The organism is Streptomyces sp. NPDC048211, from assembly GCF_043202315.1.
Classification (GTDB): Bacteria; Actinomycetota; Actinomycetes; order Streptomycetales; family Streptomycetaceae; genus Streptomyces.
This window is the reverse complement of record NZ_JBIDAD010000010.1, coordinates 330519-346033: the sequence shown is the minus strand read 5'-3', so window position 1 is coordinate 346033 and position 15515 is coordinate 330519. Positions and strand designations below refer to the sequence as shown.

General features: G+C 70.7%; 13 protein-coding genes. 6 read left to right on the top strand and 7 right to left on the bottom strand.

Annotated features, from left to right (window positions below):
• Positions 1 to 794 (top strand): heavy metal translocating P-type ATPase (locus ACGFZA_RS32225; protein WP_393683768.1); only part of this gene is annotated, 794 nt, incomplete at its 5' end.
• Positions 795 to 1489: 695 nt separating this feature from the next.
• Here ACGFZA_RS32225 and ACGFZA_RS32220 read toward each other — a convergent pair.
• A complete protein-coding gene (locus ACGFZA_RS32220; protein WP_327711111.1) occupies positions 1490 to 2788 on the bottom strand; it encodes a citrate synthase in 1299 nt (432 codons plus the stop codon).
• A gap of 129 nt (positions 2789 to 2917) precedes the next feature.
• Positions 2918 to 5260, bottom strand: a complete 2343-nt coding sequence (locus tag ACGFZA_RS32215) for an ATP-dependent RecD-like DNA helicase (protein WP_393683765.1) — start codon at positions 5258 to 5260, stop codon at positions 2918 to 2920.
• A gap of 120 nt (positions 5261 to 5380) precedes the next feature.
• Here ACGFZA_RS32215 and ACGFZA_RS32210 point away from each other — a divergent pair, with 120 nt between their 5' ends.
• Positions 5381 to 5716 carry a hypothetical protein gene (locus tag ACGFZA_RS32210; protein ID WP_385271135.1) on the top strand — a complete coding sequence of 112 codons (336 nt, stop codon included), beginning with the start codon at positions 5381 to 5383 and terminating at the stop codon, positions 5714 to 5716.
• Positions 5717 to 5892: 176 nt separating this feature from the next.
• On the opposite strand, the gene ACGFZA_RS32205 is transcribed toward ACGFZA_RS32210, so the two are convergent.
• Positions 5893 to 6543, bottom strand: a complete 651-nt coding sequence (locus ACGFZA_RS32205; RefSeq protein ID WP_385271138.1) for an NAD(P)-dependent oxidoreductase — start codon at positions 6541 to 6543, stop codon at positions 5893 to 5895.
• A 125-nt stretch (positions 6544 to 6668) separates the two neighbouring features.
• On the opposite strand from ACGFZA_RS32205, the gene ACGFZA_RS32200 reads away from it, so the two are divergent.
• Both ACGFZA_RS32200 and ACGFZA_RS32195 read left to right on the top strand, forming a co-directional pair.
• A complete protein-coding gene (locus ACGFZA_RS32200; protein WP_385271892.1) occupies positions 6669 to 7046 on the top strand; it encodes a winged helix-turn-helix transcriptional regulator in 378 nt (125 codons plus the stop codon).
• 261 nt (positions 7047 to 7307) lie between these two features.
• On the top strand, positions 7308 to 8072 hold the full coding sequence (locus ACGFZA_RS32195) for a class I SAM-dependent methyltransferase (protein WP_393683762.1): 765 nt from the start codon (positions 7308 to 7310) through the stop codon (positions 8070 to 8072).
• 33 nt (positions 8073 to 8105) lie between these two features.
• On the opposite strand, the gene ACGFZA_RS32190 is transcribed toward ACGFZA_RS32195, so the two are convergent.
• Positions 8106 to 10028, bottom strand: a complete 1923-nt coding sequence (locus ACGFZA_RS32190) for a serine/threonine-protein kinase (RefSeq protein WP_385271144.1) — start codon at positions 10026 to 10028, stop codon at positions 8106 to 8108.
• Between the two features lie 219 nt (positions 10029 to 10247).
• On the opposite strand from ACGFZA_RS32190, the gene ACGFZA_RS32185 reads away from it, so the two are divergent.
• Positions 10248 to 10838 carry a TetR/AcrR family transcriptional regulator gene (locus ACGFZA_RS32185; protein WP_393683759.1) on the top strand — a complete coding sequence of 197 codons (591 nt, stop codon included), beginning with the start codon at positions 10248 to 10250 and terminating at the stop codon, positions 10836 to 10838.
• Between the two features lie 234 nt (positions 10839 to 11072).
• Here the strand turns inward: ACGFZA_RS32185 and ACGFZA_RS32180 are convergent, their stop codons facing one another.
• From ACGFZA_RS32180 to ACGFZA_RS32170, 3 genes are read right to left on the bottom strand one after another with little or no spacing between them, the layout of a single operon-like run.
• A complete protein-coding gene (locus ACGFZA_RS32180) occupies positions 11073 to 11900 on the bottom strand; it encodes a sugar phosphate isomerase/epimerase family protein (RefSeq protein ID WP_385271150.1) in 828 nt (275 codons plus the stop codon).
• Complete coding sequence (locus ACGFZA_RS32175) at positions 11897 to 13042, bottom strand: dihydrodipicolinate synthase family protein (RefSeq protein WP_385271153.1); 1146 nt, start codon at positions 13040 to 13042, stop codon at positions 11897 to 11899. The genes ACGFZA_RS32180 and ACGFZA_RS32175 overlap by 4 nt, the downstream gene beginning before the upstream one ends.
• A gap of 37 nt (positions 13043 to 13079) precedes the next feature.
• On the bottom strand, positions 13080 to 14231 hold the full coding sequence (locus tag ACGFZA_RS32170) for a Gfo/Idh/MocA family protein (protein WP_385271156.1): 1152 nt from the start codon (positions 14229 to 14231) through the stop codon (positions 13080 to 13082).
• 150 nt (positions 14232 to 14381) lie between these two features.
• Here ACGFZA_RS32170 and ACGFZA_RS32165 point away from each other — a divergent pair, with 150 nt between their 5' ends.
• Positions 14382 to 15446 carry a LacI family DNA-binding transcriptional regulator gene (locus ACGFZA_RS32165; RefSeq protein WP_385271159.1) on the top strand — a complete coding sequence of 355 codons (1065 nt, stop codon included), beginning with the start codon at positions 14382 to 14384 and terminating at the stop codon, positions 15444 to 15446.
• Positions 15447 to 15515 lie beyond the last annotated feature (69 nt).

Here is a 15515-nt window from a genome sequence, read left to right as displayed (position 1 = left end):
CCCAAGCCGTCGCCACCGGAGCCACCACCCGCACCGCAGCCCCCCTCCCCACCCCCGACGACTTCACCAACGTCCCCGGCCTCGGCGTCCAGGGCACCGTCGAGGGCCACACGGTCCTCGTGGGCCGTCCCCGGCTGCTCACCGACGCCGGAATCGACCTCCCCGACGCTCTGGACGCCGCGATGACGGAGGCGGCCGCCCAGGGCCGTACCGCGATCGCGGTCGCCTGGGACGGCGAGGCACGCGGTGCCCTCGAAGTCGCCGACGCGGTCAAGGAGACCAGCGCGGCAGCCGTCGCCGACCTCCGCGCGCTCGGCCTGACGCCGATCCTGCTGACCGGAGACAACCGGGCGGTGGCCGAAGCGGTGGCCCGCGCCGTCGGGATCGACGAGGTCCGCGCCGAGGTGCTGCCCGAGGAGAAGGCGCACGTCATCGAGCGGTTGCAGGCTCAGGGACGGGCGGTCGCCATGGTCGGTGACGGGGTCAACGACGCGGCCGCACTGGCCACCGCGGACCTCGGCCTGGCGATGGGAACGGGCACGGACGCCGCGATCGAGGCGAGCGATCTGACGCTCGTTCGTGGAGATCTCAAGGTGGCCTCCGATGCCATCAGGCTCTCCCGTCGCACCCTGGCCACCATCAGGGGCAACCTTTTCTGGGCATTCGGCTATAACGTTGCCGCTCTACCCCTTGCGGCATTTGGCCTGCTCAACCCTATGATTGCGGGAGCGGCGATGGCCTTCTCCTCGGTCTTCGTCGTGACGAACAGCCTGCGCCTGCGGTCCTTCACGTAATTTCCACAAAGAGACTTAGATCACACCTCTTCAGGGGTAACCATTCGGTGGGTTCGCGAGTCTTAGAGTGCGATGCCAAAGGATGTCTTGGGGGACATCCGACGGAGGGTCTTGGGGGACGCTCCGGGCAAGCGTGGCCGGGGCACGTGCACCGGGGAGCTTTGAGCGGCCCTCCCGTCCGTACGTACCCCGGCAGACCGCAGGCGGCACGCGTCGGCGGTACGAGGAGAAGCGCAGGACCAGCAGGACCAGCAGGACCAGCAGTACCGAGGAACCCAGGAGCTTCGGCTCCCACTGAACGCCCGGCCGGATCCCGTGGGGGGAATCCGCACCGGGAATGGGAAGCGCCTCGTTGTCGGCCCGTGGGGGGATCGACGGCGGGGCGCTTCTCGCTTTCGTACGGGAGCGCTCCCCTACGGCCGGCCCGCACACCGGGGGGGCACGCACAACGGACGGGCACGCGTCACGGACACCACGAGGCGCGACGCACGGGCGCGCAGGCGCGGCAACGTGAGCGGGCGCGCAGGGGACCCGGAGCGTGCGCACGTGGCCCGCACGCCCCGGGTCGCACGCCCGGGGGCACACGCCCCGGGCAAGCAAATCGCCCCGGACACCGCGCTCTGTGCGAAAGCGCGGCAGTCGGGGCGAAGGCAACCGGCCCGCGGGGCCGGGGTGGTGCGGGGGTGATGCGGGGGTCAGCGACCCTCGACCGGAACGAAGTCGCGCAGGACCTCGCCGGTGTAGATCTGGCGCGGGCGGCCGATGCGGGAACCCGGCTCCTTGATCATCTCGTGCCACTGGGCGATCCAGCCCGGAAGCCGGCCGATCGCGAAGAGCACGGTGAACATCTCGCTCGGGAAGCCCATGGCCCGGTAGATCAGACCGGTGTAGAAGTCCACGTTGGGGTAGAGGTTGCGCGAGACGAAGTACTCGTCGTTGAGCGCGTGCTCCTCCAGCTTGAGCGCGATGTCGAGCAGCTCGTCGGACTTGCCGAGCGAGGACAGCACATCGTGGGCCGCGGCCTTGATGATCTTGGCGCGCGGGTCGAAGGACTTGTACACCCGGTGGCCGAAGCCCATCAGGCGGACGCCGTCCTCCTTGTTCTTCACCTTCTGGATGAAGCTGTCGACGTCGCCACCGTTGGCCTGGATGCCTTCGAGCATCTCCAGCACCGACTGGTTGGCGCCACCGTGCAGGGGGCCCCACAGCGCCGAGATGCCGGCGGAGATCGACGCGAACATGTTCGCCTGCGAGGAGCCGACCAGACGCACGGTGGAGGTCGAGCAGTTCTGCTCGTGGTCCGCGTGCAGGATGAGCAGCTTCTCCAGCGCCGAGACGACGACCGGGTCCGGCACGTACTCCTGGGCGGGGACCGAGAACGTCATGCGCAGGAAGTTCTCGACGTAGCCGAGGTCGTTGCGCGGGTAGACGAACGGGTGACCGATCGACTTCTTGTAGGCGTACGCCGCGATCGTCGGCAGCTTGGCCAGCAGCCGGATCGTCGAGAGGTGGCGCTGCTCCTCGTCGAACGGGTTGTGGCTGTCCTGGTAGAACGTGGACAGCGCGCTGACGACCGAGGAGAGCATCGCCATCGGGTGGGCGTCGCGCGGGAAGCCGTCGAAGAACCGCTTGACGTCCTCGTGCAGCAGCGTGTGCTGGGTGATCTCGTTCTTGAAGGTCGACAGCTCGTCGACCTTCGGAAGCTCACCGTTGATGAGCGTGTACGCGACCTCAAGGAACGTCGACTGCTCGGCGAGCTGCTCGATGGGATAGCCGCGGTACCGCAGGATGCCCTGCTCGCCGTCGAGGTAGGTGATGGCCGATTTATAGGCAGCGGTGTTGCCATATCCGCTGTCCAGCGTCACCAGACCGGTGTTCGCCCGGAGCTTCCCGATGTCGAAGCCCTTGTCGCCGACGGTGCTGTCGATCACCGGGTAGGTGTACTCGTCATCGCCGTACCGCAGTACTACAGCGTTGCTGGTGTGCTCGCTCACGTCATCCCTCACCGACGTAGTGCCTCTTCTTCGAGGTTCCCTGACTGTCTCCACCCTCCCCCATTTGGCTCAGGAGAGTGCACTCGGGGTCGTCCATTGGACCTACTCGCGGCACTGAGTGCCGCGAACTTATTCATCCTGCCCCCTTGACTGCGGTTGCGGAAGACCTGCGTGATGTTTCCCACCGATTTGATCGATCATTTTTTCCGAGGATCCTCCTTCGGCACCTCCGCGCAGCCGGTAATCCAGCGCCGTACAGCGTCTGCCTGCGGAAACCGTGCGGACCGCCTGGCCGATCGCCTGCCGGGAGCCGACCAGCACGACGAGCTTCTTGGCCCTCGTCACGGCCGTGTACAGCAGGTTGCGCTGGAGCATCATCCAGGCGCTCTTCGTCACGGGGATGACGACGGCCGGGTACTCGCTGCCCTGGGAGCGGTGGATGGTCATGGCGTACGCGTGGGACAGCTCGTCGAGCTCGTCGAAGTCGTAACTGATCTCCTCGTCCTCGTCCGTGAGGACGCTCAGCTTCTGTTCGTCCAGGTCAAGGGCGGTGACGACGCCGACGGTCCCGTTGAAGACACCGTTCTCCCCCTTGTCGTAGTTGTTGCGGATCTGGGTGACCTTGTCGCCGACGCGGAACACCCGGCCGCCGAACCGCTTCTCGGGCAGACCGGGGCGGCCCGGGGTGATGGCCTGCTGGAGAAGGCCGTTGAGATGACCGGCTCCGGCGGGCCCGCGGTGCATCGGGGCGAGCACCTGCACGTCCCGGCGCGGATTCAGTCCGAATTTGGCCGGGATACGTCGGGCCGCGACGTCCACCGCCAGCACTCCGGCGTCCTCCGTCTCGTCCTCCACGAAGAGGAAGAAGTCGCTGAGCCCTTGGGTGAGGGGCGGTACGCCCGCATTGATCCGGTGGGCGTTGGTGACGACGCCGGACTGCTGGGCCTGCCGGAAGATGGTGGTCAGCCGGACCGCCGGGACGGGGCTGCCGCCGGCGAGCAGATCGCGCAGCACCTCCCCCGCGCCGACCGAGGGGAGCTGGTCCACATCGCCGACGAGCAGCAGGTGGGCACCGGGTGCCACGGCCTTGACCAGCTTGTTGGCGAGCAGCAGATCGAGCATCGACGCCTCGTCGACGACGACGAGATCGGCGTCCAGCGGACGGTCCCGGTCGTACGCCGCGTCCCCGCCCGGCTTGAGCTCCAGCAGCCGGTGCACGGTGGACGCCTCGGCGCCCGTCAGCTCGGAGAGCCGCTTGGCCGCCCGCCCGGTGGGCGCCGCCAGCACCACTTTCGCCTTCTTCGCACGGGCCAGCTCCACGATCGACCGGACGGTGAACGACTTCCCGCAGCCGGGCCCTCCGGTCAGCACGGCCACCTTCCGGCTGAGCGCGAGCCGCACGGCGGCCTCCTGCTCGGGCGCCAGATTCGCTCCCGTACGCCCAGCGAGCCACTTCAACGCGGCGTCCCAGTCCACGTCGCCGAAGGCCGGCATCCGCTCCTCCGGGGTCCGCAGCAGCCGCCGCACCTGCGAGGCGAGGGAGATCTCGGCCCGGTGGAACGGCACCAGATAGACGGCCGTGACCGGCTCACCGCCCTCGGGCGACGGCACCTTCTCCCGTACGACACCCTCCGGTTCCGCGGCGAGCTCGGCCAGGCACTCGATGACCAGCCCGGTGTCGACCTGGAGCAGCTTCACCGCGTCCGCGATGAGCCGCTCCTCGGGCAGGAAGCAGTGCCCCTGATCGCTGGACTGGGACAGCGCGTACTGCAGCCCCGCCTTGGCCCGCTCCGGGCTGTCGTGCGGAATGCCGACGGCCTGGGCGATCCGGTCGGCGGTGAGGAAGCCGATGCCCCAGACGTCGGCGGCCAGCCGGTAGGGCTGGTTCTTCACGACGGAGATCGAGGCGTCCTCGTACTTCTTGTAGATACGGACGGCGATGGAGGTCGAGACGCCGACGCTCTGGAGGAAGATCATGACCTCCTTGATCGCCTTCTGCTCCTCCCACGCGGCGGCGATCATCTTCGTCCGCTTCGGCCCGAGCCCGGGGACCTCGACCAGACGCTCGGGCTGCTGCTCGATGATGTCGAGCGTGTCCACGCCGAAGTGGGTCGTGATCCGGTCGGCCATGACCGGGCCGATGCCCTTGATCAGCCCGGAGCCGAGATAGCGGCGGATGCCCTGGATGGTGGCGGGGAGGACCGTCGTGTAGTTCTCGACGGTGAACTGCTTGCCGTACTGGGAGTGAGAGCTCCAGCGCCCCTCCATCCGCAGCGACTCGCCGGGCTGCGCGCCGAGCAGCGAACCGACGACGGTGAGCAGGTCGTTGCTCCCCCGCCCGGTGTCGACGCGCGCGACCGTGTACCCGTTCTCCTCGTTGGCGTACGTGATGCGCTCGAGTACGCCTTCCAGGACGGCCATGTTGGGCGTGGACGATGTCGTGGAGGACGTCGCGGAGGACCTGGTGGACATGGTCGTGACGGTACCGGGCGGGGCTGACATCGCCGAGCGGCCGCCCTAGGATGCGCGCCTGACCTCCGCCGCCGCACCTCCCCGCAGGGCCGGCACCACTCCCTTCCCAGAGGACCTGCCATGCCTGCTCGCCGGATCGCCGCCCTGGCCCTGCTCCCCGTCGCCGCACTGCTCCTCGCCGCCTGCGGGAGCGACGACGTGCACGGCACGATCACGGAGAAGGAGCACAAGAGGGCCGGGACCACGTACGTCACCAAGCCGGTCACCAAGCGGACATGCTCCACGACGCGGAGCAACGGCAAGTCGAAGAAGTCGTGCCGCACGGTGAGCGACGGCACGCGTCGCGTCGCGCAGCACCATGACGCGTGCTGGCAGATCGAACTGGACGACGACAAGCACGAGCTGTGCATATCCAAGAGCAAGTGGGACAAGGTGCGCGTCGGCGACAAGTGGTGACGGGCGGCGGGCAGGCGGCGTCGTGGCAGTGGACGCCAGCCGATCGTCCCTGGTCCCGCCCTCTCAGGCCTGGCGGACAAGCCCGAGGGGCCGATGTGTCGGCCGTGGCCGTCCGACCCGCGAGTCCTCCCCGCCGTGACGGTTGACCCGGCTGCGGCGACCCGGCGGGGGCGCGGTCAGCCGGCCACCGCCGTGAGCGAGCGCCGGTGCTTCGGGGTCTCGATCTCGTCGATCAGCGCGACCGCCAGGTCGGCGTAGGAGAAGGACGGGGCACCGTCGGCCATCACCTGGCCGCCGCCCGTCCGGTACCGGCCGGTGCGCGGGGCCTCGTCGTCCAGCATGACGGGCGGCGGGGCGATGACGAGCCAGTCGATGTCCGTCTCGGCGGCGCGGAGCGCGTCCAGTTCAGCGGCGTGCCCGAGCGAGAACGCCCGTGCCTCCTCGGGGAATCCGGGTGCGTCGTGGAACGCCACACCCGGCTCGGTCTCCAGCACGGATCCGATCCCGATGAGTACCAGCCGCCCTACCCCGGCACGGGCCAGGCCGTCCAGCAGGGCGTGGGCGGCGCTCACGTAGAACTCGTCCGCGGGCACGTCCATCCGGCCGGCCGCGCTGATCGCCGCGGCGTGCCCGGCGGCGACCTCCGCGACGCTGTCCGCCCGGGTGACGTCACCCGCGACCACGGCCACACCGTCCCCGGCCAAGTCCCCGTACGCGGCCGGGTCGCGGACCACCGCGGTGACCTGGTGCCCGCGCGCCACGGCCTCGGCCACCGCGCGCCGCCCGGCGCGCCCGCCCGCCCCGAAGATGACGATCCTGCTGCTCATGGGAGTCCCCTCGACAGGGCCGACGGACGGTCGGCCGATGTCCCGGAAGCTAGCTCGGCACCCCATGGTTTCCGCAACGATAGTTACGTACGCTCAGCAGGGTGAGCCAACCACTTGATCCCGAAATGTTCACCGGCTGCTCCCACACCACCTCGCCGTTCCGGATCGGCGGCAAATGGACCCCGAAGATCATCAGGTGCCTGGAGACCGGCCCTCGCCGCTTCTCCGAACTGGAGGTCCCGCTGCGCGGCATCACGCCGAAGGTGCTGACGGAGACGCTGCGCTCGATGGAGCGGGACGGCCTGGTCACCCGTACCGTCGGCGGCGGCATCCCACCCCGGGTGGACTACGAACTGAGCGCGCTCGGGCGTACGTTGCTCGGTCCGATGGCAGCCTGCTGCGCGTGGGCGGCGACGCATCTGCCGGAGCTGGCGGACGCGCGGGAGGCGTACGGGGACGGCCTCGGCGTCGGAATGCCGCCCGAGGGAACCACCTCGCGCTGAACGGGGGCCGCCACCGGGCGGCAGGCCGGCGCCGCAACCTGTGAGAAAGGCGCCCCGGCGGTGTCCCTGGCAGCCCCGCAGAGGCCCTTCAGGGGCCCTTCAGGGGCCCGTGGAGGGGGGTGCGGGGTGGGCACGGGGGAGGGTGGCGGCAGGTGCGTCCCGCAGCGTCACAGGGACCGCCAGACGCCTGACACACATGCTGTGACCTGGCCTTATGCGCATGCCCCTCCTAAACTTCCCTCATCGGAAAGGGGGTTCCGGATGGACCGGAACGTGCGCTCGGTCGAGGATGTTCTGCGGCTCATGGACGACCTGTTCGCGCCTGAGGCGGACCGGTGGACGCAGAAGGCCGGGGACTGGTGGGACGGCTTCTACCAGGACCGGTCGAAGGCGGTTCCGTTCTTCGTGGCGAAGCCCGACGAGACGCTCGTCTCCTACGTGGAACGCGGCCTTGTCACCCCGGGACGCGCACTCGACCTGGGGTGCGGACCGGGCCGCAACGCGCTGCATCTCGCCTCGCTCGGCTTCGAGGTGGACGCGGTCGATCTGTCACCGGGGGCCATCGCCTGGGCCGGGGAGCGGGCCCGGGAGGCGGGTGCGGACATCCGGTTCCACTGCGGCGACGCCTTCGCCGAGGGCGCACCGGAGGGGCCGTACGACCTGATCCACGACTCCGGCTGCTTCCACCACCTGCCGCCGCACCGCCGGATCACGTATCTCGCGTACGTGGACCGGGTCCTGGCACCCGGTGGCCATCTGTCGCTCGGCGCGTTCGCCGCCGGGGCGATGGGCTCGGAACTGCCCGACGTGGAGCTCTACCGGACAGCGGGCCTCCATGGCGGCCTGGCGTACACCGCGGAATCACTGCGCTGGATCTTCACCGGCCCGGAGGGGGTGCCGGGAGGTCTGGAAGAGGTCGAACTGCGCCGGATGCGGAACGAGCCGGACGAATCCCGGTGGTTCGGCGAGGAGTTCCTGTGGGGAGCGCTGTTCCGGAGACCTGAGGAGGACCGCGCCGGACGTTGACCGGATCTGCGGCCCCGGCCGGCGCGGCCGCCCTCACCCCCGCTTGTAGTAGTAGCCGTTGGCGGTGCCGTCCCCCACGTTGTGCTGGATTCCGCTGCCGTTGAGGGTGAAGAAGGACGCGTTGAGGCTCGTGTAGCAGTAGCCGGGGTTCGCGCCCTCGATCTTCAGGGCGCTGACGTTGATCCGGGCGCCGCCGTTCGCCGTGGACTCCACCGTGGCCACGTACGGGCAGAGGACGTACGGGTAGTCGGTCTGGCGTACGGCGCCCTTCGAGGAGATGGTGATGGTGCCCGGCTGACCGGTGTTGTAGGTCTCGCCGAACTTCCAGGTGCCCACGAAGGCGGCCGGAACCGTGGTTCCGCCACCGGTGCCGCCCGTGGAACCCGACGTGCCGCTCGAACCGCCGCCGCCGTTACCGCTCGTCGAACCCGACGTGCTGCTGGAGCCCCCGCTCGTCGCGGTGGTGCCCCCGGTGGTGGAGGATCCGCCGCCGCCGGTGGAGGTGCCCCCGGTGGTGGAGGTCCCGCCGCCCCCGCCGGACGTGGTGCCCGTGGCGGAGCCGCCCCCCGTGGAAGCGGAGCCGCCTCCCGGGTCCGCGGCGTCCCGGCCCTTCGCTCCGTCGTCCCCCGCGTCCCCCTTCTTGCCCTTGTCCCCCTTGCCGCCGACCCCCTGAGGGCTCTTGGCGCCGTCGGGCGACGGGCTGCCCGACCGGGACGGCGGCACCGAGACGGGCCCGGTCGTCGCGCCGTGCGACGGCGGGGAGGCGTGAGCACCGCTGTCGCCGACTCCCGGCCACGGCGCCAGCACCATCGTGGCGCCGCCCCCGGCCAGGACGACGACCACCGGAAAAGCCACGAACCAACGGCGGCGGCGCTCCTCACCCCGGCGCTTCGGACGCTTCGCCCCCTCGGCGGGGAGGTCGCTCGCGGGGGCAGGGTCCGGCGCCTTTCCGAGGGCGAGGGTGCTCCGGTCGACGGGCTCCTCGCGTACCGGTTCCGCCTCCGCGTCCAGCAGCCGCGCCGACTGCCGCGCGAGGTGGCCCACGACCTCCGCCGGCAGCCAGGACGCCCCGGCCGGGACATGGTCCGGCTCGTCCAGCAGGTCGTCCACGGCCGGGCGTTCGGCGACCCCCTTCGCCAGGAGCCGGGTAATCAGGGCCCGGAGCCGCTCGTCGCCGACCCCTGCGAGATCGGGTTCGGCCTCGACGATGTGGTACATCACCGCGTGCTGGTTGCTCACCCCGTTGGCGAACGGAAGCCTGCCGGTCGCCGCGTACGTCAGGACGCAGCCGAGGGTGAACACGTCACTCTTCGGGCAGGCACCCTCGCCGCGTATCTGTTCCGGAGCCATGAAGCCCGGCGATCCGATCACCATGCCGGTACTGGTGAGCGCTTCGACCGAGGTCTCGGCCGCGCGGGCGATGCCGAAGTCGATGACCTTGGGCCCCTCGACGGTGAGCATCACGTTCGAGGGCTTCAGGTCCCGGTGGACGATGCCTGCCGCGTGGATGTCCTTGAGCGCGCGCAGGAGCCCGTCCGCGAGGGCGAGCACGGACTCGGCGGGGAGGGCGCCGTGGCCGCGCACGACCTGCTCCAGGGAGAGACCGGGCACGTACCCCGTGGCCACCCAGGGGAACTCCTCGTCGGGGGCGGCGTCGAGGACGGGCGCCGTGTAGCGCTCCCCCACGCGCCTCGCCGCGTCGACCTCGCGCCGGAAACGGGCTCTGAACTGCGGGTCCGCGACGTGTTCCGCGTGCACCACCTTCACCGCGACCGTGCGGCCGCCCTCGGAACGAGCCAGGTAGACCCGGCCCATGCCACCCGCCCCGAGCCTGCCGAGCAGGAGGTAGGGCCCAATGCGGACCGGGTCGGTCCCGGTCAGCGGCTTGATGCCACCGTCCAGGTAGTCCTCGCGGCCCCCGTCATCGGCCCGGTCGCCGTCGTGCACGCTGGTCATGGTCGAGCGCTCCCCCGTGTGTCCCGCCCCCGCAGCCTCCCCGAGAGGCTGTGACCGAACTCGTTTCGGTTGTGGGCGACTTGGTGCAACGGATGTTCAGTCTGGGGCACCGGACAGAGGTATTGGAACTACTTCTGGAAATAATTACGGAACGTTCTTCTACGCTGTCCTTGGCGGAGCCCATGAGGACCGCCGAATCAGGGAGCAAGGACGGCATCGATGAGCCCGAAACAACCACGCGGTGAGGCCACGGCCGCCCAGGTGCTCGACTGCGCGCTGGACATCTACGCGGCACACGGCGAAGCCGGCCTCACCCTGGGAGCGATCACCTCGGCCAGCGGGGTCAGCACGGGGAGCATCTACCACCACTTCGGCAGCCTGAACGGCGTGGTGATCGCTCTCGGGCAGCTCTGGCTGGGTCGGCTCCTGGACGAACTGGGCGGTGCGCTGCGGGAGGTGGACGACGCCCGGTCCGGTATCCATGCCCTCGTGCGGGCCTATCTGCGGTTCGTGCAGGCCAACCCCGACGCGGCGCGGCTCATGCACTCCGTCACCGTCGACCGCGAGATCACCACGCACGCCCAGCAGATCCGCGGCGCCCAGGAGGCCCGGCTGGCCCCTCTAGCGGCCTGGCTGCACCACCACCAGCGATCGGGCCGGCTCGCCGCCCTGCCGCTCCCCGTCATGGAATCCCTGATCCTGGGCCCGGTGACGGGCATCGCCCGCCGCTGGCTCTCCGTCGGTGACATCGACATCGAAGAAGCCGCGCGCACCGTCCCCGAGCGCGTCTGGCTGTCCGTCAGCCCGTGAACCGGCCCCGCGGACCGGTCGGGAACGCGCACGCCCCGGACAGCGAAACGGGGCCCGGTTCGGCGACCGGGCCCCTCTCGCTCTCCCCCACTGCCGGGGCTTCCCCATCCCCCCGGATACCCCCCGGAAGCTCCCGACTACAGATATGACCCGGCAGAGCCCCGAACGGTTGCACGCCGCGGCAATCTTTTTTGCCCCGGAGGTCACCTCCACGGATACCCGCCGGTCAGGGCGTCAGCAGGCGTGCTCCGCGTAACGCGCGGCGACCTCCGCCAGGACCTCGGCGCCGTCACGCGCCCACAGGTCCTCGTTGAAGATCTCCACCTCGATGGGACCGTCGAAGCCGGTCGCCTCGACCGCCGTGCGGAAAGCGCGGAAGTCCACACTTCCGTCGCCGAGCTGGCCCCGGCCGAGCAGGACGCCCGCCGGAAGCGGGGTGATCCAGTCGGCGAGCTGGAAGGAGTGGATCCGGCCCGCCGCGCCCGCGCGGGCGATCTGGGCGGGCGCCCGGTCGTCCCACCAGAGGTGGTACGTGTCGACGACCACGCCCACCTGTTCGGCCGGGAAGCGTTCCGCGATGTCCAGGGCCTGCGCCAGGGTGGAGACGACGCAGCGGTCCGAGGCGAACATCGGGTGCAGCGGCTCGATGGCCAGACGCACGCCCCGTTCGGCCGCGTAGGGGGCCAGTTCGGCCAGCGCGTCCGCGATGCGTTCGCGGGCGCCGTACAGGTCCTTGCTGCCCTCCGGGAGGCCGCCCGAGACGAGGACCAGGGTGTCCGTGGACAGGCCCGCCGCCTCGTCGAGCGCCGCGCGGTTGTCGTCCAGGGCGCGGGCCCGCTCGGCCGGGTCGAGGGCGGTGAAGAAGCCGCCCCGGCAGAGGCTGGTGACGGACAGGCCGGAATCCTGGAGGAGCCGGGCCGTGCGCTCGACGCCGTACTCCTGGACGGGGGCCCGCCACAGGCCGACCTTGTCGACACCCGCCTTGGCGCAGCCCTCGGCGAGCTCGGGCAGCGACCACTGCTTGATGGTCTCCTGGTTGATGGAGAGACGGCCGTCGCTCATCGGGTGCCTCCGTTGACCGTGAGGAGCGCGCGCATCCGGGACTCGGCCAGTTCCGGGTCGGGGAACAGGCCGAGCCGGTCGGCCAGTTCGTACGCCTTCGCCAGATGGGGCAGCGAGCGGGCCGACTGCAGGCCGCCCACCATCGTGAAGTGGTCCTGGTGGCCGGCCAGCCAGGCGAGGAACACCACGCCCGTCTTGTAGTAGCGGGTCGGCGCCTGGAAGAGGTGGCGGGACAACTCGACGGTCGGGTCGAGGAGTTCGCGGAACCCCTTGGTGTCCCCGGTGTCCAGGACCCGCACCGCGTGCGCGGCCAGCGGGCCGAGCGGATCGAAGATGCCGAGCAGGGCGTGGCTGAAGCCGCGGTCGTCTCCGGCGATCAGTTCGGGGTAGTTGAAGTCGTCCCCGGTGTAGCAGCGCACCCCGCTCGGGAGGCGGCGGCGGACGTCGATCTCGCGCTCCGCGTCGAGGAGGGAGATCTTGATGCCGTCGACCTTGTCCGGGTGTTCCGCGATGACCTGGAGGAAGGTGTCGGTGGCCGCGTCCAGGTCGCTGGAGCCCCAGTAACCCTCCAGCGCCGGGTCGAACATCGGGCCGAGCCAGTGCAGGACGACCGGTTCGCCGGCCTGGCGCAGGAGATGGGCGTACGTCTCCAGGTAGTCCTGCGGGCCGTTCGCCGCGGCGGCGAGCGCGCGCGAGGCCATCAGGATCGCCTGGGCGCCGCTCTCCTCGACGAGGGCGAGCTGCTCCTCGTACGCGGAACGCACCTCGGCGAGCGTGGCCGGGCCCGCGGGGAGCTGGTCGGTGCCGACGCCGCAGGCGATGGCACCGCCGACGGACTTGGCCTCGGCGGCCGAGCGGCGGATCAGCTCGGCCGCGCCGGCCCAGTCCAGGCCCATGCCGCGCTGGGCGGTGTCCATGGCCTCGGCGACGCCCAGCCCGTGCGACCAGAGGTGGCGGCGGAAGGCGAGGGTGGCGTCCCAGTCGACGGCGGCCGGTGAGTCCGGGCTGATGTCGGCGTACGGGTCGGCGACGACGTGCGCGGCGGAGAAGACCGTACGGGAGGCCAGGCGCGCCCCGCCGGGGGCGAGGTCGAGCGGGGTGGCGCGGGGCTCGTACGGGCCCTGCGGGAGGTGGATGGTCACGCGATCAACTCCGGTGCTTCCTGCGGGAGGTGGAAGGTCACAGGGTCAGCTCCGGGACGTCGAAGCGACGGCCCTCGGCGGAGGACTTGAGGCCGAGCTCGGCGAGCTGGACGCCGCGGGCACCGGCCATCAGGTCCCAGGCGTACGGCTCGTCGAGCACGATGTGGCGGAGGAACAGCTCCCACTGGGCCTTGAAGCCGTTGTCGAAGACCGCGTTGTCGGGGACTTCCTGCCACTGGTCGCGGAAGGACTCGGTGACCGGGAGGTCCGGGTTCCAGACCGGCTTGGGGGTGGCCGAGCGGTGCTGGACGCGGCAGTTGCGCAGGCCCGCGACGGCGGAGCCGTGGGTGCCGTCGACCTGGAACTCGACGAGCTCGTCGCGGTTGACGCGGACCGTCCAGGAGGAGTTGATCTGGGCGACGGCGCCGCTCTCCAGCTGGAAGATGCCGTAGGCGGCGTCGTCCGCGGTCGCGGCGTAGGGCTTGCCGTGCTCGTCCCAGCGCTCGGGGATGTGCGTCTGGACGTGCGCCTGGACGGTGGTGACCCGGCCGAACAGCTCGTGGAGCACGTACTCCCAGTGCGGGAACATGTCGACGACGATGCCGCCGCCGTCCTCCGCGCGGTAGTTCCAGGAGGGGCGCTGGGCCTCCTGCCAGTCGCCCTCGAAGACCCAGTAGCCGAACTCGCCGCGCACGGAGAGGATCTCGCCGAAGAAGCCGCCGTCGATGAGGCGCTTCAGCTTCAGCAGGCCCGGCAGGAAGATCTTGTCCTGCACGACGCCGTGCTTGATCCCGGCGTCGCGGGCGAGTCGGGCGAGGTCGAGGGCGCCCTCGACGTCGGTGGCGGTGGGCTTCTCGGTGTAGATGTGCTTGCCCGCCGCGATGGCCTTCTTGATCGCCTCGACGCGGGCCGAGGTGACCTGGGCGTCGAAGTAGATGTCGATGGTGTCGTCGGCGAGGACCGCGTCGAGGTCGGTCGACCACTCGGTCAGACCGTGCTGCTCGGCGAGTGCCTCCAGCGCGTGCGCGCGGCGGCCGACCAGGACCGGCTCGGGCCACAGCACGTCGCCGTTGCCGAGATCGAGACCGCCCTGCTCGCGGATCGCGAGGACCGAGCGCACCAGGTGCTGCCGGTATCCCATGCGACCCGTGACGCCGTTCATGGCGATGCGCACTGTCCTGCGTGTCACGAAAGTTCCTCCATACAGCCGTAGCAAGCGCTTTCTATGCGGTATGACGCTAGCCTGCCGACAGCGGCCTGGACAAGAGGGGGCGCGCTGATTGGTTTGGTCCACTCCTGGTTCGGTCCCATCCCCCTCATCACTCCTCGGAGGAATGCGATGACAGTCACCCTGGCGGACGTGGCGGCTCGCGCCCGGGTGTCCCCGGCCACCGTGTCCCGCGTGCTGAACGGCAACTACCCGGTGGCGGCGTCCACCCGGGAGCGGGTCCTGCGTGCGGTGGACGACCTGGACTACGTACTCAACGGGCCCGCGAGTTCGCTCGCCGCGGCCACGTCCGACCTGATCGGGATCCTGGTCAACGACATCGCCGACCCGTTCTTCGGCATCATGGCGGGGGCCGCCCAGACGGAGATCGGCGGTCCGGGCGACGGTTCGGGCCGGGCGGGCGGCGAGAAGCTCGCGATCGTCTGCAACACGGGCGGCACCCCGGAACGCGAACTCACCTACCTGACCCTGCTCCAGCGCCAGCGCGCCGCCGCCGTCGTCCTCACCGGCGGTGCGGTCGAGGACCCGGCCCACCAGGCCGCGATGTCCGCGAAGCTGGCGAAACTCGCGGACGCGGGGACCCGGGTGGTCCTGTGCGGGCGGCCCCCGCTGCCCGACAACGCCTCCGTGGTGGCCGCGCTGGCCTTCGACAACCGGGGCGGCGGCCGACGCCTCACCGAGCACCTGCTCTCGCTCGGCCACCGCGACATCGGCTATGTCGCGGGTCCGGTCGAACGCACCACGACCCGCCACCGGCTGGAGGGGCACCGCGACGCGATGAAGGCCGTGGGGATCGTCGGCGACGAGGAGCGGCTCACCGTGCACGGCTCCTACGACCGCCGCTCCGGCTACGACGCCACGGTCGAACTCCTGCGCCGCGAACCGGAGATCACGGCCGTCGTCGCGGCGAACGACACCGTCGCGCTGGGCGCCGCCGCGGCGATCCGTGACCGCGGGCTGCGCATTCCCGAGGACATCTCAGTGGCGGGTTTCGACGATCTGCCGTTCTCGGTGGACGTGGTCCCGGCTCTGACGACCGTGCGGCTGCCGCTCGTCGAGGCGGGGGCCCGGGCAGGCCGGCTGGCCACCGGCAAGGAGGACCCGCCGCCGGGCGGCATCGCGACGATCGCCGCGGAGCTGATGGTGCGCGGGTCGACGGCGGCACCCCGGGGGTGATGCATGCCCGGGACCGGGGTACGCGGCGGATGTGCCCCGGTCCGTACGGTGCAGGGGCACGTACCGACG